The sequence below is a fragment of the Paenibacillus sp. MMO-177 genome, from assembly GCF_037147795.1.
Classification (GTDB): domain Bacteria; phylum Bacillota; class Bacilli; order Paenibacillales; family Paenibacillaceae; genus Pristimantibacillus.
The window spans coordinates 470451-495783 of record NZ_JBBCUR010000003.1 but is presented as its reverse complement, the minus strand read 5'-3'; the positions used below and the strand labels follow the sequence as shown (position 1 = coordinate 495783).

The following is a 25333-nucleotide window of genomic DNA, read 5'->3' as shown; positions in this document are numbered from 1 at the left end:
TTACTTCACGAATACATCAATCATTGCATCCGTGTAGCCAGCACCAGCGGCGTTGACTTCATATGCAGAGAACAGAGCAGGGCGAGTGTCTTCGCCAGTAGCTTTGTGAGCGCGAAGCTTACCTTTGTCAGCCTCGTAACCAACAACCAGATCAGTGTCAGCAGCAGGTGTTCCAACAAATTGAGTTGTACCCCACATGTTGTCTTTAACCAGAGTGTAGATAACCAGACGCTTATCTTTCTTGATTACATCAAAGTCCTTGTCTGCACCACCGGATTCTTCGATGCGGAAAGTAGCAAAGCCTTTCACAGCATCAGCTTCTGCGGCAGTTGTCGGCAGGAATGCTTTCAGTACGCCGCCAACCGTTTTCACAACGACAGCGGAACCTTTTACGATGTCTTCACCAGCGATGGCAAGACCGAAGGGTTGGGAACCCAGATCAATACGCTTTTGCAACATTGTCTTTTTCCTCCTTGATTTGGATGATTAAATTACTTCGCAAGCCCAGTTACGAGAGCCAGCAGGTTTGCTTTATTGGAACCTTTGTTGGGCTTGTCAGTGTTGAAGTAAGCACCTTGAACGCCGTGGTTCTCAGCATTCTCTTGACCAGAAGGTTGGTAGCCTTCGACCATCTCAGCCATCAGGTCAACGAAAGACTCTTTCGTCATCTCTGCCAGCTCATCAGCAGTCTTGGATACTTCGCCATACTTAGACAGTTTTTCATGACGCTCTGCACCAACGCGAGCTTTCTCAGCAATCTCTTTCTCAGAGCGGAAAGTTGCAAGTTCAGCAGTAGCTTCCTTCAACTCACCTTCTTTGACAAGAAGTTGTTCGGAAAGTTCAGCGACTCTACCGTTTGTCTCTGCAAGAGCAGATTCAGCAGTAGTTTTCGCTTGAACATCAAGTGCGTTTTGAGCGACCAGGGAAGCGTGTTCCGCTTTCAGATCGTTATACAATTTCTCGAAGTCCATTTTGTCTTTTCCTCCTTCTAATAGTTCTGCCACTACCAGCGACCTTGCATTATCAAAAGCTGGGTTCTTGACAACAGCAAGACCGTTGAAAGTTATATTAAAACAACGCCGATATCCTTCTGGTGTGATCTCGTAGTCTCGTTCTGCTTCGATTGAGAACTTCAAGTCGCCAGTGGCATGGAGTTGCCTTAACCGATTTGCAATCTCTGGATAGTATTTTTGCCATACACCCATGTAGACAACAAGCTGGTAAGTACCTTCTTGTTGCTCATTCTCACTACTCCAATAGTAGGAGGTCGTGCCGTCAGGTTGTACGATCTGAGCGTCAACATCATAGATGACACCGATCGCTTTAACGATCTCGTCAAATGTGTTTGTCTTCGGGTTGTAACCGTGTCCTGTTGGGTTGTCATTGACATACCGGATTTTAAGCGGCTTGCCAACGAGGGTGCGTTTAGCTCTTTCCAGATCAGCTCTCTCGAACAGTGCGTCATTTGCGTTGACACCTTCTGTGATCGCGACAGCCTTGATGAGCATGATGTCTTGATCGTCATAACCAGCGATCTCAAGCCCTTCGGGTTTGCTAGTGAGAATTTCAGCATTACAGATGTCGATGAATGTGCCTTTTTTCTTAGCCATATACTCACCACCTTTCCAGAGTCAAAGTAAAAGACCCACCACTTATTTAGAAGTGGAAGGTCTTGGTTGGTCGTTATTTGACTGACTCTTGTCTGACTTCCTTGCAGAAAGACTCTTCGTCGGTGCGCCAGCCTCGCTATTCGGGTCAGCACCACCTTGGAACGGTTGCGCTCTAAGCTTGAATATGTCTTCAACCTTATCTTTGTTTTCATTCTCACGGATGAGTTTGACAACATCGTAGTCGTAACCGGATTCCTTATAAAGAACCTCGTATGGTAAGCCAGCGTTTTGGAAGAGGTATTGAAGCAGCTCGATCTTGGCAGACTTGTCGATCTCAATAGGCTTAAGCACAGTGTCAGGACAGTATTCTTCGCTGATACCGTTACGCTCAAGCTCTTTGACATGCCACTCTCTCACGATAGGGACTAAGCCCTCTCGCAAACTCTCGATGGTTTTGATTAAACCGCTCACAGCAATGAAGCCTTCGGAATAGTTGCCGCCGCCTTCACCTCGAATGAGTGTGAGGGAGACTCCAAGTGCATTAAGAATGTCCTTGTCAACTTGCTCGAACTTGTCAGTGCCAAAGATGTCTGTCTTTGGCTCAACCCAACTTAGGTTAACGAAATGAGGGACGGTGATCTTCACCGAGCCTTTCTTACCAGTCATTAGGTTGCTGTAGAAGTCGATCTCCGGTTGCTTCGGCTTGTGGTCTTTGTCACCAACTTGAACCAATAGAATCTTTTCGATGATACCTGTCGCTGTAGATCGTTCAGCTTCCTTAAGGACTGTCTTATGAGCAAGCTCATCAAACGCCGTTAGGATGAATGGAACGCCATACGGTTCATACCGGCTCGAATTGACTTTATGGAAGAAGGTGTTCGACACATCAAGAACGATCTTGGCATCACCTTTACGGAAGCCTCTTGCAAGCTCTTTCGGAAATGTCAGCTCCAATTTCTTCGCCAAGCCTTTAGGCAGCGAGTCTGTGAGGTCATCAATCGACATCTCGTTCTTATATAGAAGAACGGGCTTGTTGCCGACGATCAAAGGAGAAACCTCGATTTTTGTAACAGGGTAGATGTCGATTCGTTTACCGTCGCGATCATACCCAGCGACATTACCGGATTGAGCAAGCTCGAAGATCATGTCTCTCATTACTTGTTTAAGACCGATTCGCTTGTTGAAGTCATCAATGACCTTTTGAGCCTTCTCGTTCTCTTTCTTATAATGAAAGTCAATGCCGTCGATTCCGAAGTCTCGAATGATATTGATAACCCTCATGATGATCCCAGACTTGGCGTAATAATATTTACCAAGATAGAAGATTTTGTCGATGTTTCCTTGAGGGTCATTGAAGATCGCTTCAAGATCGAAACCTTTAGGAGAGCCGCTTGACTCGTAATTGTTTGCATAGTATCGGCTATAGGAATCCGATTCCGCAACCCTTCCAGCCATCTCAAATTTATAATTATTTTCGCTCACAGTGTCACTCCTTTCATATGAAGTTAGAGGCGACCAGCAGACAACCGACTATGAAACCAGCAATAAAGCCAGTAGCAACACCAGAGAAATACTCTTTCATAAAATCCACATAATCACCTCTTATCTACTTGCGACTGAGCCGACAAGGATAACATCGTCGTCCTCGTTCCGTTCAGTCTCGATCAGTTCTGCACCATACAGCCCAAGACCAAGAGCAGACCATCTATCCTTCCTGCCTCGCTTTGTAGCTGCTTCGAATTTAAAGTACATTCCTTGCGGCTTGGCTTCGATGCCTAGTACCTCGCGTCTAGTAGCCTCGGCTTCCATGACTTGTTTCTCTTCCTCTTCGGAAAGCTCTGCTAGGACGGTTTGAACCTCATCACCCTTCTTCACATTTTCCTCACCAGCATCAAGGCTGTACATCTTAAGGTGACGCTTCTGCGTGTCCTTCTTGACTGCCATGCCCATCCGGTGATTGTGTTCCGGTGTAGGGGAGATGCCGAAGATCAGAGGTACGCCGCCCTTAATGTTCTTGACCGCTTGCTCGTCATTGACATCGATTAGTGGAGGGTAGCTCTTCAAGTCTTCGAAGTCCCAGTATTCCTTAGACAGTTCGTCTGCAAGACCTTGGCCGATTGTCTGAGTATCCATATAGATTCGGATGGTGTTAGGGAATCGTTTTAAGACCTGACGAATATTACTTGCCTGAGCCTCAAACTTTTCACCATTCATGGAGAGCGTGTAGATCAGGTGCTTTTCAAGGTGGCTTTTGCGCCACAATAGCTTAAACACATGAAGGATAGTGTTGTCGCCGCCTTCTACACGCGCCACATCGAGTGACATGATGTACTCGAATTTCTTGTCACCGCTGATCTCGATGTGCTTAAGTACCGAACATTCTTCCAAGTCCTTCGGCTCAATCCAAGCGTTCTCGGACATGTTGGGGAAGATGCACTCGTACTCCATACGGAAGTCCACAGGAGACAGCCGCTTCTTTTCCTTCTCAATGTGATCGCTGTCGAAAAGCCCAACTTGCAACCCCACCTTGTAAGAAAGAGCGCAAACAAAGTATTTATCATTCCCACTTGCCATCTCATCAACATACTGCTTGAATGTCGCGTACAGGTGGTTATGTCGGAAGTAGGCAGAGGAAGTAATCAATAGCCGGTTGCCGATGTCGTCATCGTACTCGGTCTTGCCGACTTCATAGCCCCTCTTAACATTCATCATCGGGTTTACTACGAGGTCAAGAATCTCTTTCTTGATCTGGGCGTACTCGTCACACATGAGCACATGGAAACGATATCCCCGAATCTTGTTACCGTCACCAGTCGGCACAGCCATGATACGAGAGCCGTTATAGAACTCAATCCTAGCCTCTGCCATGTTGACAATAACACGCTTGATCTCTGACTTAAGGAACGGGCTTCTGTCCATTAAGTCTTTGATGATTTTGTCCTCGACAAGAATCTTGGACTGACGGAAGGAGGGAGCGATAACCCCGATCAGTGTATTACGGTAGAGCATACCGTATACGACCAGCGCAAGCGCGCCAAGCCATGTCTTACCCAGACCCCTTGAGAGAACCCAAGCGGAGTATTTCTTTTTGAAGAAGGCTCGAATCAGAACCTTCTGGTAGAGGTTGAGCTTGATCTCAAGGATTTCTTCACAGAACTTATCTGGACACCTTCTGTAGTAAGCAATGGACTGAGCAATAAGCTCATTCCGCTTAATAGCCTTGCCGCTCGTAACCTTCTGTTTCCTAGCCTTCATAATAGACTGTCCTCATGGACTGCTCGAACTCAACAAGCAGTCGATCAATGTCGTCAGAGGTGTAGGAGGTGTCCTTCTTCTCTACAAGCCGACCTTCTTTCTCAAGCTCATCAACGAAAAGTGTGAACTTGTTCTTGCCTTCGTCGTCACCAGCACCGCGTTGCTTCTTCTGTGCCTTGAGTGAGTCGAGTAGGGCAAGATAACTCTTCTGGCATTTCTCAATTCGAGCCTCGACATCCTTACCCTTGTTCCTCATCTTAATGAGGTTTCGCATCTCAAGCTCATCGAGCACAGCCTTAGCAGCTTGGAATTTGTCGGCACCTTCGTTAAGCTCATAGTTGTCATAGTAGTTACTCAAACGATCAACGACGAACTTGCGATCATTCGCACCAATGCCATCGAAGAACATCTGAATCCAAGTCGATACCGTTTCTTCCTTTTCTTCATCGTCGAAGTCAAGTTCGGTTTCGCTTTCTTCATCAAGCCAGTCATCATCAAGCTCGCTTGTATCAACTGGATTACGATACTGGGGAAGAGCCATCATTTGAAAATACTTTCCGACAGGACTAACAGAGCCGTTCGGAATCTTCTTTGTGACTTCTTTGCCCTCAAAGTCGGTTGTCTTGATCTCTTTGAACTTCCGGTCTTTGTCGGCTGTAGCATCAACTGCTTTGTCCCAAACTTCCTCATTAAAAGGAAGTTCGATTTCTTGGTTAGCTTCCAAGTAGGCGACCAGTTCTTCTTTTGTTTCCATCTTTGGGCGCTTGCTTCTTGCCATCTATCTCACCATCCTTTCACCGTATAAATAAAAATGACCCCTGAACACGGTGTTCAGAGGTCTTCGCTTCATTACAAATTTGAAGCACCGTAGGGAAGGGAGGGGAACCCACGGCACTCAAAAGGGGTGGTTGAGGCTTTGCCTCAAATTTGGAATGAAATTGAATGAGTAGGGGAGAGCAGGACGCTCTCCTCACTAACTCACTAATATTGGAAGGAACTAACCTTCTCACAGGTATCGTACATGGTTGGGCTGTTTTGCAACCTATTTTTTGAGAATTTTCGAAAAAAAGGCAGGATTGTTGGTATACTTAATGGAATATATTAGACGATGATTTAATTCCGACGAATAAATTGATCTGCTTATTAAGTATTGATATAGATTTTTTGGAGGTATGAGAAATAGTGGTCGAAAATCCAGTTGATATTTTGGTGCAAGTAAAAACAGAAATAAAAAGATGCTTTGAAAAAGGAGAGTTTCTCAGAGATGCAAATAATGAAGCGTATGAAAAAGCTAGATTAATCATTATTAAGATTTGCAAAGAAGAAAATCTAGAAGTTCCAAATGTAATCAAATCATCGTTGGATATGGAAGAGTTTTTAGACTATACATACGATAGTAATAATCACAATAGAGGTGCGTTATTATTTATCCAAGATACCTTTAATCCATTTATTGATATTGTAAGAGAGCGTTCAATTACAGTTCAATTTATTCCTGTTGAATTTAATCCTCCTAGTTTTTTGACTTATGATCACATAAGAGATGAGCTTAAAAAATGTGATAAAAAGATACTAGAGAATGATTACGCTGGCGCTATAACGAATGCTAGAAGTCTTTTAGAAGGTGTTCTAAAGGAAATAATTTTTACCATTTCAGGAGAGCACCCTGACCCTAAAAATGATATAGTTAAATTATCTAATGACGCCAGAAAGGTACTTAACCTTGACCCATCGAAACCAGAAATAATTGAACCATTAAAGCAAGTTATTACAGGGCTTGCAAGCACAGTTCAAGGACTCGGAACGATAAGAAATGTAATAAGTGATTCGCATTCAAGGAAATATGAGCCAGATGCACATCATGCTATATTAGTAGTCAATGCCTCAAAAACGATTGCTTCTTTTATATTTGGAACATTTCAATACCAGCAAAACAAAGGCATTCTCAAAAAAGAAAATAAGAAAACAAGTTCAAAGTAAATTCAATCTAATACCAAACGATCAACCCACCATTAGTTGGTGGGTTTTTGTTGTTGGTGTAGTAATACAACTTTACTAATACTGCTCCATACTATAAAATAGAACGCATGTTCTTATTTGGATACAAGGAGCATTTTAATGGATAAACCTCAATTACTTACCCAAGATGAATTATTAGTAATCCGTAAGTGTGTATTGCTGCCTTTGCTTATACATGTTATTGATACCAATATGGACGACTTAAAGTACTCTGAATCGACCTTCAAAGACCTTTATATGGTCTCAACTGAGGTCGTATTGGACTTTATCAATCGTGACTACTTGGACGCTAGACAGCAACTATCAAAGGCCAAAATTAAGATTGTAGAAGCGACTCCTGTAGCTAAATATGAGGTTAACTACACAATCTTCTACAGAGGATATCAGGAAGAATTCAGAATGATGAAAAGTGTAGTTAAGGCTCAACTTTCTATTGCGTTAGGTAATTACATTAAAGAAATCGGTGAACTGATTAAGCAGATCAAGCGAGTGTAAAATAAAAAAACACATTATTTTCTTTCTCATCAATAAGTGAATGTGTGATGTCCTATCCTAGCTGCGACCTTGCGGGACTTACTCCATCGGGAAGTTGCTGATCTCCCTTCAAAGAAGTAATAGACATCTTTCTCGATAACCTTTGCACCGTTCAGAGCCTTCTCAGCTGACTCGATAGCTTCTTTCGTAGGTTTGTCGTACACAGACCCATTACTGACAGGGGAGAACTGACCTTTCGCGAAGATCACTCCTTTGATCGTGCCTGGGAACTTGCCACTGGCAACTCTATTCAGAACCACATTCGCAACAGCAATTTGACCCTTTATCGGCTCACCTTTTGCTTCGGCTGATACGATTCGGGACAACCAGTAAAGGTCATCATCCGAGTAAGATTTAGATATTGGCTCTTCAATAGAGGGTGCAACTTGGTGTTTCGGTTTTGCTGGACTCTTTGGTAGTCTTTGTATCGGCTTCGGTGTCTCTAACTTAAGAGCACGGAGTTCATAGGTATCGAATGACCGAATTGGGGCAGGGGAGGGATGATCTTCTTTCCCTCCGTTGTCCCTGACAGTCACCAAAGAGAGGAGCATTAGCATTATCACTGCGATTGCGTACCTCTTCTTCAAAGACATTCCTCCTGAGATGATAGGATGTTATGTTTAATGCCAGCCGTTCATGTCAACAAGGTCTGGATTGAACTGGCTGAACGCGACCTCTTGCAATGGACGCTTCTCTTCTTTGTAGCGAGACATAACATCCTTCGTATATTTTTCGTCAGACCGGATAAGGTAAGTGGCGAGGATGTCCAACTTGATCTTGACCATCTTGTTGTTGTCCTGACGCACACCACATCTCGTTCCAAACATCCGACTCATATATTGGAATTCCTCTGGGTACTTAGCAAGGATTTCGTTTACGAGTTGGAGTCTTTCTTCCTCTGGAACAGCTATCTCATCACCATTCTCATTTCTTACAGTGGAAGGCAGCTCTATTACCTCTCCATTGCTTAATCTTAACTTCATACCTAATACCACCCTCCCCGACAGCTCCTACATAGTAGCCTCGATTCAAAAATTAAATTGCAACCCCTTAATTCTTAAAACTTGTAAATCATCCTATCCTAGCCGCACAGCCTTGATAGAGGAGGCTCTAAAGGAGTCCATAGAGTCCTCATCATGCTGTGCAGAACCATCGTATTTTAACTGTGGTGTCTTAGCATCTTTGATCTTCTGCACTGGGTTAGTTTTCATTGTCCTCACCACCCAAGTAATCCGAGACTTTACTACACACCTTCATGACCAGCTTGTGGACTGCTTGGTGGGTAATGCCGCCCATTCTATTTCCAATTTCTTCCTCTGTCCAACCTTCCATGTAGAGCTTGATCGCTTCGCCTTGCCGATCAGTCATCTTGATCTCCTTCATGGCTTTGTCGATGTCAACATAGATGCAGACAAGCTCCTCGGTGAAGTCTTCTGCCGCCTGTGCCTTGAAGTCATGGTAGAAGCGGAGCAGTCCTTGAATGACCTCAACCTTCTTATAAGAGACTGAACGATACATTTGTTCTTTAGGGGAGATATTTGCCATGATCTCACCTCCTTCATCGGCTTGAATTTTTTTAATGAACTGGAAGTCCTCCTTCGTCCAAGCTCCATACTTGGCAATCCACCAATCTGGTGGTCGTCTACGAGTGCTTGGCTTCGGATTTGAGGGTTCCTGTTTTGACTCATCTATTGATGAAACCATTCGATCACCAACTCGTTACAATAGTATGTTATGTTTCACCGTGTTCAGATGTTTGCTGGTATTAAGCTGGTATTAAACTAATCCCTATACATTCCCCTGACGGCTACGACTTACTTATTGCAAAATCCCAAAAAAAGTGTTAAAAAACCGAAAAAAATTGCTGATATTTATAAAAAATGGCGTAAAATCAAGGGAAATCACAAAAAAACAAAGCGTTTGACAGGAATATCATAAGCGATTATAATGGAATTAACTAGAAAAACCGTTAAGGGGATATCAAATATGAGGAAAACATTAGTAGTACAAGGAAGTGAAATAAAAGAACTCAAGAAAAAACAAGACGAGGCGCTACAAGCAATCCAAGAAATTTATAGCAGGAGTGCCATTATTCCAAAAGAAAAGTTTGTTGCACAGTGCGATCTTTTCACTAAGTCATTATCGAACAATACACGCCGCGCTTACATCAATGATATCAGTGAGTTTTTTAATGTAGAAAGCTTAAACCAGCTAACACTGAGCCAAGTCCTGTCAGTCAATGTAGCATCTGCCCAGGAATTCCGTGACCAATTGCTAATGAAGGGGAGAGCAGAGTCAACGATCAACAGGAAATTGACTAGTTTGTCGGCATTCTACCAGTATCTTTGCCGTCACGAGGTAGGCATCATGGAGTATAATCCGTTCTCTGCAAAGGAAGGACTCAACAGGATGGCTCAGAGCAAGCGTTATAGCAATACTCGCTGCCTAACTGTTGAGGAAGTACAAAAGCTCGTTCGCGTTACAATGGAAGGAACCGATATCGAAGCCCTGCGTAACCGCATCATCGTCCTATTGCTGGCGACTACCGGTATGCGTAGAGCTGAACTGGTGAGTATCACTGTCGGTCAGATCAGAACATCTCACGGCAAGGATATTATCGAGATTAAAGGTAAGGGAAAGAAGGAGCGCATTGTCGTGATCTCCTCGACGATCAAGGTCATGATTGACAAGTACATTGAGCTGAGAGGCTTGACCTATATTGATAAGAACCATTATTTGCTCGCCAGCCACACCAGCAATGTTGGTCACTTCAATATAGAGACTGCCGCGCCAAAGCCGATCACGACCCAGACAGTCTACTATGTCATTAAGAAGGTCGCTGATCGCGCTGGCATCTCGGCAGAAGATGTAAGCCCACACTGCTTGAGACACACTTGGTTTACCGAAGCCCTTGAGTCTGGTCTTCCTATCCAAGATGTAGCCGACATGGGTGGACACAGTGACCTGGCTACGACTCGCCGCTACGACCACACCAAGCGAGTTATCAGCAATAACCCAGCCGACATGCTGGCAAACAAATTCATGGGAGGCGAGTAACTGAACACTTGATGAGATGAACATGGTGTTCATAAGTTAGGTGGGTTAAGCTACTTGTCGCTATTTGTCAATATGGAGTAGACTTGATATTATTAACAAATGTTTTCAACATACAGGGAGTTGATAGATAATGAAAGAGTTCTTGAAGAAACATTTGATTCACAGCAAACGAAAACAGGTAACTGCTTTACTAGTCCTGTCCACTACAATTGCACTGACCGGATGCGGAACAGGAGTTGATAAAGACTTCGCCGCAGACACCAAAGCCCTGATCAGTACGATGGACGATGCGATCAAGCAGACCGATGTCCCAGATGTCCAGAACGAAGTGAAGTTTTACATGGACAAGTGGGGAAAGGAATCCAACAAGAAAGAGATCGAAGCAATAAAGCATGTTGGTCAAGCTGGTGGATATGTTCTGTTGTATTCTACTGAAACAGATAGCTCCAAACGGGACGAGATTCGTAAGGAATACATCGAGGAAACCGAAGCCGCTCAAAAGGCAATTAAATAGTTTCTTGCACCCAAACATATGGCTCAGGGCTTATAGTCCTGAGTATTTTTGTTATATCGTGTAAATTTATGGTTGCATGATCTGCTAGAGTCATGGTAATATTGTCCTTATCAAAGGAGGTTGATGCCAATGAATTGTATTATATCGTGACTTTTTACAGTATTGACTTATTAAGACATGGAGAATTGTACTTAGTTTTGATGTAAGTTTATTATGATTACGATGAATTATGGAACAGGAACACACATTCATAGTATTTTAGAGGATTTTAGGACAGGAACACCATTCATAGTATTTAGGTTTATGGGACAGAGACACATTGATATTTTAGGTTTATGGGACAGAGACACATTGATATTTTTTAAGACTATTGATAACACGACTGAGGCTTGGTTCGGCAATTTCAAAATTGGCCGAGCGAGATGAAGATCATCTAGCCTACGGACAAAGGTGTCCGTTACATAGTTGCTATGCGGAGCCTAACATGTCACAAAAACTATGTGATTGTTGAGTATTAGAAAGACCTTTTTTGATTGCAAGTAGGACGGAGAGTCCATTGCGTAGTAGCGACCATAGGGAACAATCCAGCGGATAGTAACTTGGACGCATACTTTTTTAATTAACGGGGAGATCGGAAACCCCACTTTATTTGAATAAGACCTATTATATAGAATTTTTTCGGGAGATTGGAAACCCGAGTTTTGAGTAAGACCTATTAGAGAACTTTAAGCCTTTCAAGTGATTACCAACAATGAATAGAATGTTCACTACTGTTTATTCAAATTAACAGAAGGTATAGATTGCGGACATTGAACAATTGATTGCACCGACTAGTAGAAGATATGAGTAGAATGGAGCAACATTTCAACTCAATATAAGCGGGGAGACAATAGCCAGTTTGTCTCCACCCAAAAAGACTAACTAATCCCCTAGGGGTAGGTCTGTCTACTAGTTCAAGTTGTGCTTTGAATAATTCAAAGTCTATTTCTGTCAATTTGAATGCACAGTAGTTATTTCTATTTCATATTGGAGGTGATCACATGAAGGGCTATTTCTGCGTTCCGTAGGAAAATTTCAAAATGTTGCAGTCTTTGTTTCCAGCCAATTCGGCTTTTATATAAATCGACAAACTTGAATATGAAGGGAATTCAAACACATATGAAAAATCAAAAAGAGATCATGCAATTCGCAAGTCGCCAAACATTCGTCGTTGTTCCATTCAAGTCTGTGAAAGTGAAAGAATTTGTGTATCAGTGCTTCATTGAATTCCTTACTGACTCCATTAAGACTGAACGCTGCATGTTGGAGCCAGCTAATCACATCTTAAACCTTTTGGACTTCTCGGAAGAAGAAAACGGTGAGCGAACTGTCATGAGGGGCGTACACTTCCTACATAATGAGCTTCGTCGTATGGTAGAAGAACAGGTCGTGGATAAAAAGTTCGCAGCTCAAGTGTTTCGTGAGTTAGTGTATGACGATGGCTCTGATGAGCTCGGAGAGCTTGAAGAGATGATGTTAGGGTTTAGCGAAGATTTCATGAAATTATAGGCATCATCCCGAACCGGACGACCTCCGGTTCTTTTTTATACCCAGAGAGCTTAAGAGAGCTGCTGTGCGGACGGAAGCATTCTTGTATGGACTAGTGTGCAACGGGGTGTCATACGATGCCAGGGGTAACCGTTCGATCGTATGCACACCCGAGCTTATGGAACCCCAGAGGACACAGATTGCATAGAGCTCCTGCTAGAGCCGGTACATAAATAAGGGAGACTGTTATACCTACGAGATCGGTAAGAGTGTCTCAGATCGGAAGCTAGGAGTCTTAGATCACACTCGGAAAGTATAAAGCGATATTCCATTTGAGTCATATGAATTATCATAAACGGTCATACGGTGTGTTCAGAAGTCCGACCCGATTTTTTGAGATCGGTCTATCTGGGAATCTGGAGTATAGAAAAGTGTGAGAGAGTGTACCCCTTGGTACTACTGGGATTGTGAGCTTCGGACGAGGAAAATCTCGAATGGTAATAGACAAGCACCCCCGCCTTTTTAGAGTAATTATCATTTAATAATGATTAGTAAATTAGCCCCATTCGCTTATGATATTCCTTGTTATAATAAGCGAGCAGGAGCGACAGGAGACCAGAAGTAAAGTAAATTGTAATAATTACTATTTACATTCGTACCGTTTTTTTTAATGAGAATCATTATTATTTAGCTGATAGTATGCGATTATAAACAATACTTATCACTTGTCGAATAGTGATAAACTAAACTATGATAGTACATAATGATAAACAAAACTAACATATGATCATAAAATGATAAGTAAAACTTATCATATTACATACGGCGCCAAACTATTTGAATGGGCGCGGCGAACATGGTTTATCATATCAATAAACAATTGTTATCACTATTCCCAATTCCGATAAATGATCATGTAACCGTTTTATTTCAAATCGGCATGGGTACTAGCCTTACTCGAAAAATGAAAATCGATTAGAAACGAACACAATATATAGTATCTATTACTATGCTTCTATATTACTAGCATACTATATCTTGTGTTAATACTATTCGTACATATTACTATTTTCATGAAAAATGCGCTTTTACGCTCTTTTTTGTCCGATTTTCTTCGAAAAAGTTTTTTCTCTATTCGTGTACAATATGCCGATTCGTATCTAGTAGAATATGAAGACAAACAACTCTAGAACACGGTGTTCTTAAGTGTTCTAAAAATTCCCCGAAAAAAGTTTTAGCAGTAGCGTGTACAAAATATCTCCTCATATCTAGTACACTATGAGAACAAAAATATTTTTAAAATTATTAGTGAAACCGCGAAACTTTTTCGCGCCTTATGCGTACTACTATGTAGTAGATAATAATACAACATAACATACACTAATAACGAAGAGGAGCAATAAACCATGACAACAATTAAACGAATCGAAATGACAGAAGAAGGACGCGCATTCATCCAATCACTGGAGAAAAAACACGAAGTAACTTTACTTACTCCAGAAGCTACAAGCGAAGAAATTCTTTTTCAAGCGTTACAGCTTGAGTCGAAATCAGTAGAGAAAATTTGTCGCAATGTTTCACGCGAAGTTGGGAACATTGTTTCATGGGAAGATATCCAACAGTCATTATGGGTAACATTCCTTTCAAAACCTTACAGCATGGATAAATTCGAATTCTTTTACCGGAACATTAAACGAGTTGCGAAAGATGCAACAAAGACCGCAGTTCGTCGTTATGCGGCATTCTCAAAAATTTACATCAAACAAAACTTTAAATTGCTAAATGGATTTTCTTTACATAAAGGCGCTTTCGGTGCTGTGGGCGATTTCCATTCGGAAGAGTTCAACGCTCTGACTAATGAATTTCAACCATCTACTGAAACCGTAGATTATAACCGTCTGGAACGCGCTGATTTTATGGAGAACTGGAAAGACGGTCTTTCCGACAGTGAAAAAACTGTTTTCATGGGACTGCTGAAAGGTTACACAAAACGCGAGATTGACGAAGAGTTGGGTTCCAGATGTGACCGCATTATCAAGCGAGTACGCGAGATGTACAAAGAATACATGGGCATGGATTCCGACAGCAAACCAATGAAACAAGTTGAATATGCTTCCATTGTCAAAACAGTGAAGGCACGGAAGGTTAAGCGTGTGATGGTTCGTTCTAGTGTTCGAGTAGCAGTAAAGGACATTCGCGAAGTGGTCAAAGTTCCAGACATGGTTGAGATCATCAAACCAGAATTGGGCGCTCGTTCGATGTATGCTCCATTTGCTGGTATGGGCTTCAATCTTTCATTGAACAATTTGAAATAGTACCAGATGAGAGACGGCGAAAGCCGTCTTTTTTTCTGTTCTTTTTTCTGGTCATAATTGCCGAAAATATTTTAGGTTTGGCGTGTACAAACTTTCGACTTGTATCTAGTAGATAATGAGAGGGAAGTACGAAAAAAATTCTCTTTCAAGCGTGTACAAAATTGAAAGTTGTATCTAGTAAATTATGAGAAGAAAAAAGGCACAGAAAAGAACACCGTTGGCGGCGATAAATTAAATGCCTAGGACGCGTGTACAAATTTTCAAGTTGTGTCTAGTACATTGTGAGAGGTGATTATATGCGGGTGTTGGACATCAAAGCAAGACTGGATGCTGCCTTGATCGAGTGTACAATCAAGGATGACATTATCTATGTTGGCGACTACTTTATAACCGTCGAAGTGTCTGGTGACTTTTGGAAACCGGAATATTGGGTCAATGATTGTCGTGTGTTGGATGTAGATAGAATTGTACCGTTGGTCGAGCAGTGTATTGCAGAACATTTGCAGGACATTGCAGAACATGAGCTAGAACTAGAATTGTGTGCTTGTTAACCCATGCACACCATGTTCATAGGTTAGCCAACTACACGGTTGGATGATACAAAATGTAACTAGAAAAAGTTTTAAAAACTTTTGAATAGCGTGTACAAAATCGCTTCTGGTATCTAGTACATAGTGAGAGGTAAGAAAATAAACGAACTGAAAGAAAAAAATTCGGTTTGAGCGTGTACAAAAGTCAAAATTATATCTAGTACATAATGAGAGGACGAAACGAAATGTTCAAAATTGTAAAAATGGTTGAGGTAACTGAGGTCGTCGAGCAAATCACGGAAGGTATTACACGCTCATCAAGAGAGGCGATCTCGGTAACTGGTATCGAGTCGCCATTTGGTTTTATCGTGATGGATGTAGAAGTGGAGAGTACAAGTGAGTTGAAGGTTTATCTTCTGGATGAATGGGTTCCATACAATGTGTTTCTTGAGGAGGTTCTGAGTAACTGATGTTGAGCGTGTCTATCAAAGTCAAATTAGTTTGGTGGTGGGAAGAGGTGCTAGAATTTCTAGTGCCTCTTTCGCTTGTTTCATCAGTAAACTGTTTGGGCAGTTCATCAAAGTGCCTTAAGCCCAAAGCGTCATGTGGTTGGTGGGGAATCCCACCTCCATGTGGGTGGCAAAAAGTTTTGCCTTAAGCGTGTACAAACCGCTTAGTTGTATCTAGTACATAATGAAGGGATTGAAGCTAATGCCTAAGCTCAACAAGGCTCAACTGGAAGAGGTTAGCAGCATGAAGCCGTATGCTCTGTGTGTAACGGCTAGTCATCAAACTGTTGAAGTTGTGTGTATTAATCACTTTGATTTCGATGAGGTCATTGTTCGTGTTGATGGTGGTGAGCCTCGCAAGTATAAAATCCAAGAAGAGCGCGGGAATGGAGGCGACATCTCCACTGACTATGGTCGTCAATTCTGGATGGACGGCAATCGTCGTAAATACTATCTGGATGAATGTGTCCGGTATGGTTCCGCTTGGCTTCCGGTTTAAAACTTTTCAAATTAGCGTGTACAAAATTGGTACTCGTATCTAGTATATAATGAAGGGAATTGTTGAGGTGTTCAAAAAACTTTTGATATCGACGATAATCGCCAGCAGTTTGTTTGCTGGTGTAGCCGTAGCGAATCGAGCTCCACATGTTGAGACTGTTAAAATTGAAAGTGTCTCCTACAGTGAGGCTGATGGTGTGTTCTATGTGTACGGCGAGAAAGACAAGTCGGGAAGCTTCTGGGTTGTTGACTTTAAGCCAAAGAAAGGAGAGTCGCTTGAGCAGTTCCAAAAGCGTGTAGTTGGTCGTACCCTGGTCGTCAAGTATGTCGAAGATGAACAATATGACGATGTTGAGATTGTTGGAAAATTCATCTGGTAGGCGTGTACAAAATGCTTGCTTGTATCTAGCATATAATGAAGGGAATGGATAAGATGAAAAAAGTTTATGTATCGGTTGCTAAAACCGTTGAACACTGGAACTCTGAAAAGGGTGCAGGTATTAAGCGAGATGGAGAATCTGACTCATCACATTGGGGCGTTGATGTAAGCTGCATGAACGGTAGCTTTGTGTGGGATGGTGTTCGCACTTTTGAAGACAAGTTGAAAGAGTATCTTCTGGTACATGTTGGCTACCAGTCGCACCAACTTGCGATCATGGACAATGGTCGTATCAGCTTCAATATGATCGAGAATGGAGATGGTGAAGAGGTTTATAATGACCGAGCGTACAAGGGTCAACTTTACCTCTGTAACTACGATGTCTACATCGAGATTCACACGATAGAAGAGCCAAACAAAGAGCTGCTATCTCTACTTCTGCCGAAAGCTATGATGTATTGAGAGGAGATGGTGATATGTTCAAAATGGCCGAAATGATTCGTGTTACACGACTTAACCGGAAGGAACATGTATGGAATGGACATCCGACATTCATCATGGAATGTCAAATCCTTATCTGCCAACAACAAATGAAGGTGGGTGTGTTCGCATGGTAATTGGTGTAGTGGTCAACGGTGAGCCTCATGTTGTGGTAAAGGGCATGTTAATTCCGCTCTGGAAGTATGCTGGTAGAGTTGCTTAAATGGTAATCCACAAATAACCTAAGCAGAGAAGGAATGATGGACAATGTATAAAATCGAATCGGCAGAGTTTAAAACAGAATCTTTCAGAAATGGCGACTCTAAAACATGGAACGAGAAAATTCTCGAATGTGACAGACTAGCCTCACCATTGGAAGAAGGTTGTAAGGAACTGTTCTATTCCTTGGCTAGTCATGGCTATGCACATACAGTGCTAGAACATAGAGCGCAAGCTGTGGTAAACGCTATTTGTGCGGCTGGAACTTACGCCTTTTACAAAGTCGAGAATTACTTAAATATGTCCAATTTGTGAACTTCTTGTGTTTTAATAAAACATAACATATACTTGTAACGGTGGTGATAGTGTGAAGAGGTTGTGGTGTCGCATCGTTGGACATCGGTATTACTGGCATGATGACACCAAGATATGCTCCAGATGTGGAAGAAAGAAACAAATTCGGTACAGCTAGGCGTGCAAATTAAGAGTGTTATGCAAGATGTAGCACTCTTTTGGTAACCAAATTGGCTGAGTCATGGCAGTCCGGTTTGGTTTTCAAAAGAGTGGTATATCCACTCATGAACACCGTGTACATAAGTGGTGTTCGTGTCTAGTACATAATGAAGGGATTGGTCGATAGATGAAAAATCACATGAAGCTTAACCGCATCTTGTGGGAAGAAGAGATAAAGTCAAACGAGTCAGTTCTGGGTATGGTTCCAGTATCGTTCAATCAGTGTGACCATGTTCACATTGAGGCTCCTAGAATGGGAACGGTGGTTATCGAAACTCCATTCGGCTTGCTTACGGTGTGTACAATTCCACATGAAAAAATGGGTGGAGGTTCGGTTGATATCAAGTTCCATGATAGGAACGATGAGTACAAACACCGGATGCTTGGCTTCACGGAGGGTAGTGGCTCATCAATGCCGCAACAAAACCTTTATGCTCTGGCAGTCGAGAAAAAGTAGGAGGTTCAAGCATGGTTCTTACAACTAAGGTTTGTCCGTGTTGTAATTCAGAAGACAAGCTCAAGAAAGAGTATACCAAGGCTGACTATATCGGCAATGGTCTACTGGTTGATGACCAGAATCGTGTCATGATTCTGTGTGACGCATGTATTCTGATTTACGGTGGCTGGAAAAGTTTGTGAGGAGGTGTTGTTGAATGAAAAAGACCGTGAATGCTGAGGAGCTTTTGTCACAACTGTCAGAGTTGATTTATCTTTACGGAGAACGCGCAAAGGCTGAACCAAGTAAGCGTGAGTATTACGAAGCGGCTGGTGCTGGGGTTCGTGCAGCTATCAATAAATTGCAAGACTTGCGCTAAAAAGTTTGAGAGAGCCGTGTACAAAATCGGCTCTTATATCTAGTACATAATGAAAGGAATGGTTGTGAGTGGAGAAAAAAGTTATCAAGCTCGAAGATCACAAAAAACAAATGGGCGAGATCGCGACTGAGCTTCGTGAACTGCTCATCAAGAACGGTTATTGGCAGTATATTAGCATCTACTTCAATGATAAGCGTTGGTCGGCTAAAGATGACAACCAAACAATCGAAGAAGATGGTGTTAATCCTCGAAAATACTTCGAGTATGCTAACCCAGAAACGCTGTCCATGAGCTTCGAGGGTGGCTTGTACCATGCTCTCAACTATGGAATTGATGGGTGGAAAATACAGACTGAGCTTAACAAGCTTTTCGAGAAGCATCGATATTACTACGAGCTTGGTCACGCTTGGAACTTGTCGATTGTCAGCATTGACGATATTGAAATCGAAGGCTTGGTTCGTGAAGAGGTCAAAGAAACAAAGCTGGTCATCTTCACCAATAATACCATAGAACAGGCACCAGCGGAGATTGCCGACATTCAACGCTTCTGGTCTGACAAGATCAAGGACTATGTTAGCAAGAAGGGTGATGTTGGTTCCTGTGTGGTGGGTGCTGGGTTCACCTTCGAATATCAAGGTGAGAGGTACAAATTGCCACCTCTGGGTGCTCAAGGTTCGGTTGTCTGGGAAGACTCGGCAGATGAGATTATGAGGTTGCTGATTGGTGTTGGAGCGACAAATATTAAATATAACTGGGGAGTGTTGGACTAATGGAAATCAAAATCTATATTGCTAATCTGGGTAAATACAACGAGGGCGAACTGGTAGGCAAGTGGGTTACACTTCCGGTGTCAGAAGAGGAGCTTGAAGATGTCTTTGTAGAAATCAAGCTCGGATACCGCGATGAGGACGGCGACTACCATCATGGCTATGTCGAGAAGTGGGAGCGCGGTGGTGTCTTATATGACACCTTTTACGAAGAGATGGCAATTCACGACTACGAGGCTCCAAGCGGCATCAAGATCAATGAATATGACAGCATCTCGAATCTGAACGAGCTTGCTGAACGGCTTGAAGCAATGCCTTCTTATGACAAGGAAAATGTCGAATATCTCTTGGATACTGGTGACTATAACTTCGAGGAGGCAATGGACAAAGCTGAGTCCGGTGACTTCATGTTATTCCATGATTGTGATGACATGAGTGATGTCGCCTATAAGTATTACGAAGAAACCGGCATGATGAACGATATTCCAGTCAGCCTACAAGGTTACATCGACTGGGAGAAGGTCGGCCGAGATATGGAAATCGAAGGCAGCTTCTACCGGCTATCGAACCGAATGTATATTCAAATCTACAACTAATCAGATGTTAAAACCAGAGGCGTGAAGCTTTGGTTCGTGCCTCTTCTTTAGCAACTGATTCTATTATGGAGGTGTCAAGTTGATTTTCAGTGTTGTTGTTGAACTGGTTGTTCTGATGCTGTCCTATGCTAGTAGGAAGTAGGCTTATAGCTTCCCTGACGGCTACGACTCATTAATTGTAAAGCGGTCAAAAAAGTGTTAATCCAATTTGTCATAATTTTGTGTCGGGGGTTGAGGTGATGAAGAAGACTACTTTGGACATCCGCAGAATCGTTAAAGAAATCTTTGGCGACTGTGTACAAATTGACAACTTGAATCTAGTACATAATGAGGGGGAGAAAGACATAGCTAAATGTAACAACCAGTTTGAGGCTTGCTTAATGCAAGCTAGAAAACTAGTTACCACAAAGTTTGTTCCTGAGCTGGACAATCTGGAAACAGAAGATGTCGAGTCGGTAATGTATAAAGTCCTCATAGAATACGATCTCATGAATGAGGGTGAGCTACAAACAATGTCCAAAGTGGACATCATGCGTAAGCGCAAGCAAGTCAAGAAGTTCTTCGGTGACTGGTTGGAACATGTCACACCGATAACCCGGAGTATATATAGAAAGGAGATCGAGAGATGACCAAGTATTATGACATTGAACTGCCTTGGAATACGCCTCTCTCGGTCATGGACAAACATGCCGAAGAGATTGACGAGCTCATGAAGTCGGCAGAAGGTTGGAAAGAGATCGGTATTGGTCTATATGTCGATGAGTCCAATTTGTATCTGTTGGATTGTAATTCGCATATCACAAGTGTGTATCAGCGACACGACACATCGTATCAGTGGTACTGTGGCTTTGATGCAAGTGATGTGGCGAGTATGCGAACAGTTGACGGTCTGAAAGAGTTCCTTAAGGACTTTGAGGCTGGTGAGTTCGCTGGTATGAAGGACTGGGAAGTTGTGGGATATCTCACACAAATGCGTGAGGACTATACCAGCTATGAAACCAATCTTCGTATGAGTTTTGATGAACTAAGAGAGATTCGGATTCGAATGATGGGCGAACTTGGCTGGGTATTCAACGAAGACAAGAATCGCTGGTTCAAGAAAGGCTAATACAAAATAATAAAATTAGGAGGTAATTATTATGACGAATCAAATTCGTGTACCGATGTTGATTGAAGACAAGGAGATTGACTATATCGTCTCCACTGCGTTCGAGGGTGGCATCAACTACTGGTGTCGCAAAGCAGAAGTTGTTGAACCGACTGGTTGGGGTAACGAGGACACACCGGAACTGCTCAAAGGAACACAGTATGAAGGTGCTGAGTATGCGAGCGATCTAATTAGTCGCGGTGGTCGTATCCTTCTTCATGAACATGAGGGCGAGCACAATGATGAACCAGAAAAGTATACGCTAACCAAGGAGAAAGTGCTGGCTGGCATTCAACTCTTCATGGAGAAAGCAGCGAGTGACCCGAACCATATTAAGTTGGACTTGGATAACTACGATGCGAATGATGCTGACTTGATCGTTCAATACGGAATCTTTGGTGAAATCGTCTTTTCATAATGTCATATGAACATCGTGTTCATAGGTCTTTAAAGTTGTGTATGAAGTGTGTGTACAAAGTCGATAATGAAATCTAGTATATAATAAAGAGAAACAAGCCAAAATTGAGGAGGAACAAAAATGACGAAGGCTGATATCCGCGCGATGAAAGTGAAAGAGTTGAACGAGCTGGCAATTAAGTGGAATGTGGAGATTCCGGAAGGTGCGAAGCGTCAAGATGTGCTCAAGCTTCTTCTTGAAGAGCAGGATCGCCGAGAGAATGCTCACGACCCGAATCAACCTGAGTTCGGCAACTTGGAGATGGGTGAAGCAGGAGGTCATGGTGAAGGCGATCAGGTTGGCGAGGACATCGACACGATCTTGGCTAGTGCTGAGGGGGCTAGTGATAGTAGTTCGACTGACGAAGCTTCGCCAGATGTGCTTAAACTCGGAGATAAGGTGGTAACATATGATATTGAGTCGGGTGTCGCAACTCGCGAAGATGGTTCTGTTGTCGAACCAGATACCGATGCTGACAAGTCCAGCCAAGATGGTTCTGAAAGCGAAGTAGTGACAGTGGAAGAGGCGGCTAAACTGACACAGGAGGAGCAAGCATTCGAAGACAGCGCAAAGCCGACTGGGGATAAGACCGATAAGCCTAATGAGGTTGATGAGGTAGCAGCATTCGAGAAAGCTCTGGCAGAAGAGCGAGCGGCTAGAGCGACAGCACATATAGTTGACTTGTCCTCGGTTCCTGTTACTATGATTCCGATGGGTCAGGTCACACCTTCCAAGATGAACTTTTTCAAACCTCTCTCTCTAGCAAAGATGAACGAGCTGAGAGAGTCGATCATCAACAACGGCTTGCTTAACCCGATCATTGTTCGTCCGAACAAGGATGGTAAGGATGAAACTAGAGCATATGAAATCTTGGCTGGTGAGAACCGCTACAACATCTTCCATGACCTTGAGAAGTTCGAAATCCCTGCTCGTATCGTTGATGTGACCGATGACAAAGCTAAAGAAATCTTGGTTGACACAAATGTCGCACAGCGCGGTGAATTGACACCTATGGAGATCGCCAAAGCCTACCATGAGAAGAAACTAATCATCGGCAACCGTCAAGGTCAGCGTTCCGATCTGAAAGGCGACGATGCGGCTGGCGCGACTCGCGACATCATTGCTCAAGAATACGGCAAGTCCGGTATGACTGTAGACCGATATCTCCGACTTGTGAACCTTCTGCCTGAGTTCCAAGAGAAGATCGAAGAGGGTACTATACCGGTTAAGACTGGTATGGAGCTTGGCCTACTTGACACGAAGACACAGCAACAAATCTTAAAGTACAACAAGTACGGTGACGAGAATGTTTCCACTAGGAATGTGTCGTCGATCAAGAAGGCACTCAACGAGAAGAAGAAAGTTGAGCTTGCCAAACCTGAGAACAAGGGCAAGAAGGATATCACTGTGGCGCTTACCAAGGACGAAATGGACAAGCTGCTCAATGCTGACCAGGACTCGGATAAAGGGGATACTCCTAAACCGCTCAAATTTACTGTTGAAGTACCTGTAGACTTCGATGGTGAAACGAAAGAGTTCATTGAGGGTAACTTGGTGAACGATAATATCTTTCTGCTCAATCTGCTCAAAGATTATGTTCATGGTAAGCTGGTACATGCAAAGAAAGAAGGTGCTTAAGTGGTTCCTGCGATTAAACGAATACTGGAAGCTATCGGTGACTCCAAATCGAACTATGGTTTGGAGTACACCTCTCATAGTATTATAGGGTTACGCCGTAACTGGGACTTTGAGGTGCTTACAAAAAGCATCTTTGACTTTGACGGCAATGAATACCTAACCGAAGAGAGTATCCCAGCTTCGGTCAAGGCGAGTGGTGAGTTGCAAATCAACGAGGAGCCGATCAATACCGACTGGGTGTTCCGGTTGGGTGACAAGGTGGATGTAATCAAGGCGAAGCAATGTGGGTTCGGTGTGATACGCATGTTGAAAGGCGATCACGAAGGGGAATTGTTCATGTATTATATCGAGGACACCGAGCCGCAAATACAGCTTCTTGGTTACCAAGCATTAGTTTATGGAACAGTTCACAATGGATTCAGAAAACTTGTGGAAAGACAAGAAGGAGAGAACTATGTTAAAATGGTACTAGGTCGTAAAATTGGTGAATTGGTTGTCGGTCTTCTTCGAGCGGATAACCAGTCTGGGGGAGGATAAATTTGAATAAACGACAACTGGACAGGGACACGCTTTCCGAACTACTGAGTCAAGGTGTCATTTCAAAAGCGGTTTACGATGAGCTTTTAGGACAACATGATGAGGCTGAGAAGATATTTGAAGCGGGCGGTCTTCCTGTGCGTGAAGTTGTCAAATCTTTCGAATCGTACCTGAAGGATGAGTTTTCCCGAAATACAGCAGAAGGTTATAGCATAAATGTTAGGAATTTCCTTGAGTTCTTGTACGAAGTTGACAACTATAGCAAAATCGAAGGCGATACCGCGCTTAAGGCTGTAACGAGGAGTGATATCGAGCGTTGGTTTCTAAGACTAGCATCCAATGGATACACATATTCTTCTATAAGACGCTTTAAGCACAGTGTAAAAAAATTCTTTGAGTATGTGTCTACAGAAATGCCAGGAGTACCTATTCCTGCAATTGATGACATACCTTTGCCAACCGTGACTGAGGACGGCGGTGGGTCGGCTGATATTGATGCACTAAGAGATGAAGAGGTTATGGAGATTGCTGAACATAGCGCAAATATCCGTAACAAGGCAATAATTCAACTCATGTACGAAGCCGGTATGCGTAGACAGGAGCTTATTGACTGTGAGAAGTCCCATGTGGACTTTGATAAATGTATGGTTAAGATATATGATGCTCACGGTAATGTTGACCGTATAGGATATTTTTCTGAAAAGACACTCCACTTATTAAAAGAGTATCTTACAGAATGGGAATATGAAGTTAAACAAGTAAATGAAAATCGACTACAGAAAAGTAGGGAAACTAGTAAACCATACCAGCCTGTTGAAGATAGTAAGTATTTGTTCCAGACACTTCGTAGTCCACAAATTTCTTACAGCACAATTTTTAAGGCGATAAAGGATGCAAGTTTTGAGTATTATTTAAACAAGTTTGTTGAAGAAGGACAACCGGAGGAAGAGGCCAAGCGTTTGGCAGATGAGAAGTCTGTCAAAATAAATACTGAAACTCTTCGACACTCTAGGAGAGCATATCTCTTCTCGCAAGGTAAAACAATTGAGCAGGTACAAGCAATTATGGGAGACGAGAATAGACATGTATGTCGTAGGTATTTAAAAATCTCCCAGCGTATGTACCCTGAAAAATTCATGTAATTACTAAAAGACCTATGCTCATTGCGTGCATGGGTTTTTTGCGTCTAATTCTTTGAAAGGTGATCAACATCAAATATTTCAAGATTGGTGGTTATTAAGACAAAACTCATATATCGTTCTGAGAATAAATCGTCGTAGGAGGAAGATAAAAACTGTTTGTGATCTGATAGCAGCTTAAGTGTTCAATCAACAACGCAACTATCAAAAAAGAAATAAATTAATCGTTGACATAACAGTATGTTATGTTCTATCATGTTCAATAGTTGGATAACTAA

At 42.6% G+C, this 25333-nt stretch carries 31 protein-coding genes; 23 read left to right on the top strand and 8 right to left on the bottom strand.

Annotated features, from left to right (window positions below; all coding sequences use genetic code 11):
- The 5 genes from WFK81_RS13595 to WFK81_RS13575 all read right to left on the bottom strand — a co-directional run bounded on the left by WFK81_RS13595 (position 1) and on the right by WFK81_RS13575 (position 5643).
- A complete protein-coding gene (locus WFK81_RS13595) occupies positions 1–459 on the bottom strand; it encodes a hypothetical protein (protein ID WP_336786946.1) in 459 nt (152 codons plus the stop codon).
- A 32-nt stretch (positions 460–491) separates the two neighbouring features.
- Positions 492–1610, bottom strand: coding sequence for a hypothetical protein (locus WFK81_RS13590; RefSeq protein WP_336786945.1), 1119 nt, complete (start codon positions 1608–1610; stop codon positions 492–494).
- A 42-nt stretch (positions 1611–1652) separates the two neighbouring features.
- The gene (locus WFK81_RS13585) at positions 1653–3092 is read right to left on the bottom strand and encodes a hypothetical protein (RefSeq protein ID WP_336786944.1); all 1440 of its coding nucleotides are present in this window, start codon (positions 3090–3092) and stop codon (positions 1653–1655) included.
- A gap of 120 nt (positions 3093–3212) precedes the next feature.
- Positions 3213–4865 carry a terminase large subunit domain-containing protein gene (locus WFK81_RS13580; protein WP_336786943.1) on the bottom strand — a complete coding sequence of 551 codons (1653 nt, stop codon included), beginning with the start codon at positions 4863–4865 and terminating at the stop codon, positions 3213–3215.
- Positions 4855–5643, bottom strand: coding sequence for a hypothetical protein (locus WFK81_RS13575; protein WP_336786942.1), 789 nt, complete (start codon positions 5641–5643; stop codon positions 4855–4857). Before WFK81_RS13575 ends, WFK81_RS13580 begins: the two co-directional genes overlap by 11 nt.
- Positions 5644–6047: 404 nt before the next feature.
- Between WFK81_RS13575 and WFK81_RS13570 the strand changes: the two genes are divergently transcribed.
- The gene (locus WFK81_RS13570) at positions 6048–6845 is read left to right on the top strand and encodes an abortive infection family protein (RefSeq protein ID WP_336786941.1); all 798 of its coding nucleotides are present in this window, start codon (positions 6048–6050) and stop codon (positions 6843–6845) included.
- A 138-nt stretch (positions 6846–6983) separates the two neighbouring features.
- The gene (locus WFK81_RS13565; RefSeq protein ID WP_336786940.1) at positions 6984–7379 is read left to right on the top strand and encodes a hypothetical protein; all 396 of its coding nucleotides are present in this window, start codon (positions 6984–6986) and stop codon (positions 7377–7379) included.
- A gap of 29 nt (positions 7380–7408) precedes the next feature.
- Here WFK81_RS13565 and WFK81_RS13560 read toward each other — a convergent pair whose 3' ends face one another.
- From WFK81_RS13560 to WFK81_RS13550, 3 genes are all read right to left on the bottom strand, one after another.
- Complete coding sequence (locus tag WFK81_RS13560) at positions 7409–8005, bottom strand: cell wall hydrolase (RefSeq protein WP_336786939.1); 597 nt, start codon at positions 8003–8005, stop codon at positions 7409–7411.
- Positions 8006–8038: 33 nt separating this feature from the next.
- Positions 8039–8401 (bottom strand): hypothetical protein, encoded by a 363-nt coding sequence (locus WFK81_RS13555; RefSeq protein WP_336786938.1) that lies wholly within the window; start codon positions 8399–8401, stop codon positions 8039–8041.
- A 217-nt stretch (positions 8402–8618) separates the two neighbouring features.
- Positions 8619–8963 carry a hypothetical protein gene (locus WFK81_RS13550; protein WP_336786937.1) on the bottom strand — a complete coding sequence of 115 codons (345 nt, stop codon included), beginning with the start codon at positions 8961–8963 and terminating at the stop codon, positions 8619–8621.
- 441 nt (positions 8964–9404) lie between these two features.
- Between WFK81_RS13550 and WFK81_RS13545 the strand changes: the two genes are divergently transcribed.
- The 21 genes from WFK81_RS13545 (at position 9405) to WFK81_RS13445 (ending at position 25058) form a co-directional block, all read left to right on the top strand.
- Complete coding sequence (locus tag WFK81_RS13545; protein ID WP_336786936.1) at positions 9405–10475, top strand: tyrosine-type recombinase/integrase; 1071 nt, start codon at positions 9405–9407, stop codon at positions 10473–10475.
- A 130-nt stretch (positions 10476–10605) separates the two neighbouring features.
- Complete coding sequence (locus WFK81_RS13540; RefSeq protein ID WP_336786935.1) at positions 10606–10989, top strand: hypothetical protein; 384 nt, start codon at positions 10606–10608, stop codon at positions 10987–10989.
- 1158 nt (positions 10990–12147) lie between these two features.
- Positions 12148–12537 carry a hypothetical protein gene (locus tag WFK81_RS13535; protein ID WP_336786934.1) on the top strand — a complete coding sequence of 130 codons (390 nt, stop codon included), beginning with the start codon at positions 12148–12150 and terminating at the stop codon, positions 12535–12537.
- A gap of 1385 nt (positions 12538–13922) precedes the next feature.
- The gene (locus WFK81_RS13530; RefSeq protein WP_336786933.1) at positions 13923–14831 is read left to right on the top strand and encodes a hypothetical protein; all 909 of its coding nucleotides are present in this window, start codon (positions 13923–13925) and stop codon (positions 14829–14831) included.
- Between the two features lie 302 nt (positions 14832–15133).
- Positions 15134–15382, top strand: a complete 249-nt coding sequence (locus WFK81_RS13525; RefSeq protein ID WP_336786932.1) for a hypothetical protein — start codon at positions 15134–15136, stop codon at positions 15380–15382.
- Between the two features lie 224 nt (positions 15383–15606).
- Positions 15607–15831, top strand: coding sequence for a hypothetical protein (locus WFK81_RS13520; RefSeq protein ID WP_336786931.1), 225 nt, complete (start codon positions 15607–15609; stop codon positions 15829–15831).
- Between the two features lie 241 nt (positions 15832–16072).
- On the top strand, positions 16073–16369 hold the full coding sequence (locus WFK81_RS13515) for a hypothetical protein (protein WP_336786930.1): 297 nt from the start codon (positions 16073–16075) through the stop codon (positions 16367–16369).
- Positions 16370–16418: 49 nt separating this feature from the next.
- Entirely contained in the window at positions 16419–16748 is a 330-nt protein-coding gene (locus WFK81_RS13510) for a hypothetical protein (protein ID WP_336786929.1), read from the top strand.
- 44 nt (positions 16749–16792) lie between these two features.
- On the top strand, positions 16793–17209 hold the full coding sequence (locus WFK81_RS13505) for a hypothetical protein (RefSeq protein WP_336786928.1): 417 nt from the start codon (positions 16793–16795) through the stop codon (positions 17207–17209).
- Between the two features lie 285 nt (positions 17210–17494).
- On the top strand, positions 17495–17761 hold the full coding sequence (locus WFK81_RS13500) for a hypothetical protein (protein WP_336786927.1): 267 nt from the start codon (positions 17495–17497) through the stop codon (positions 17759–17761).
- Positions 17762–18086: 325 nt separating this feature from the next.
- Positions 18087–18416: a hypothetical protein gene (locus tag WFK81_RS13495; protein ID WP_336786926.1), complete on the top strand. Its 330-nt coding sequence runs from the start codon at positions 18087–18089 to the stop codon at positions 18414–18416.
- Positions 18417–18427: 11 nt separating this feature from the next.
- Complete coding sequence (locus WFK81_RS13490) at positions 18428–18598, top strand: hypothetical protein (RefSeq protein WP_336786925.1); 171 nt, start codon at positions 18428–18430, stop codon at positions 18596–18598.
- 14 nt (positions 18599–18612) lie between these two features.
- On the top strand, positions 18613–18774 hold the full coding sequence (locus WFK81_RS13485; RefSeq protein WP_336786924.1) for a hypothetical protein: 162 nt from the start codon (positions 18613–18615) through the stop codon (positions 18772–18774).
- Between the two features lie 68 nt (positions 18775–18842).
- Positions 18843–19544 carry a hypothetical protein gene (locus tag WFK81_RS13480; RefSeq protein ID WP_336786923.1) on the top strand — a complete coding sequence of 234 codons (702 nt, stop codon included), beginning with the start codon at positions 18843–18845 and terminating at the stop codon, positions 19542–19544.
- Positions 19544–20137 carry an antirestriction protein ArdA gene (locus WFK81_RS13475; protein ID WP_336786922.1) on the top strand — a complete coding sequence of 198 codons (594 nt, stop codon included), beginning with the start codon at positions 19544–19546 and terminating at the stop codon, positions 20135–20137. Before WFK81_RS13480 ends, WFK81_RS13475 begins: the two co-directional genes overlap by 1 nt.
- A 239-nt stretch (positions 20138–20376) precedes the next feature.
- Positions 20377–20766 (top strand): hypothetical protein, encoded by a 390-nt coding sequence (locus WFK81_RS13470; protein WP_336786921.1) that lies wholly within the window; start codon positions 20377–20379, stop codon positions 20764–20766.
- On the top strand, positions 20763–21245 hold the full coding sequence (locus WFK81_RS13465; RefSeq protein WP_336786920.1) for a hypothetical protein: 483 nt from the start codon (positions 20763–20765) through the stop codon (positions 21243–21245). The genes WFK81_RS13470 and WFK81_RS13465 overlap by 4 nt, the downstream gene beginning before the upstream one ends.
- A 31-nt stretch (positions 21246–21276) precedes the next feature.
- Positions 21277–21702, top strand: a complete 426-nt coding sequence (locus tag WFK81_RS13460; protein ID WP_336786919.1) for a hypothetical protein — start codon at positions 21277–21279, stop codon at positions 21700–21702.
- A gap of 120 nt (positions 21703–21822) precedes the next feature.
- Positions 21823–23379 (top strand): ParB/RepB/Spo0J family partition protein, encoded by a 1557-nt coding sequence (locus WFK81_RS13455; protein WP_336786918.1) that lies wholly within the window; start codon positions 21823–21825, stop codon positions 23377–23379.
- The gene (locus tag WFK81_RS13450) at positions 23380–23916 is read left to right on the top strand and encodes a hypothetical protein (RefSeq protein WP_336786917.1); all 537 of its coding nucleotides are present in this window, start codon (positions 23380–23382) and stop codon (positions 23914–23916) included.
- 2 nt (positions 23917–23918) lie between these two features.
- Positions 23919–25058: a tyrosine-type recombinase/integrase gene (locus tag WFK81_RS13445; RefSeq protein ID WP_336786916.1), complete on the top strand. Its 1140-nt coding sequence runs from the start codon at positions 23919–23921 to the stop codon at positions 25056–25058.
- Positions 25059–25333 lie beyond the last annotated feature (275 nt).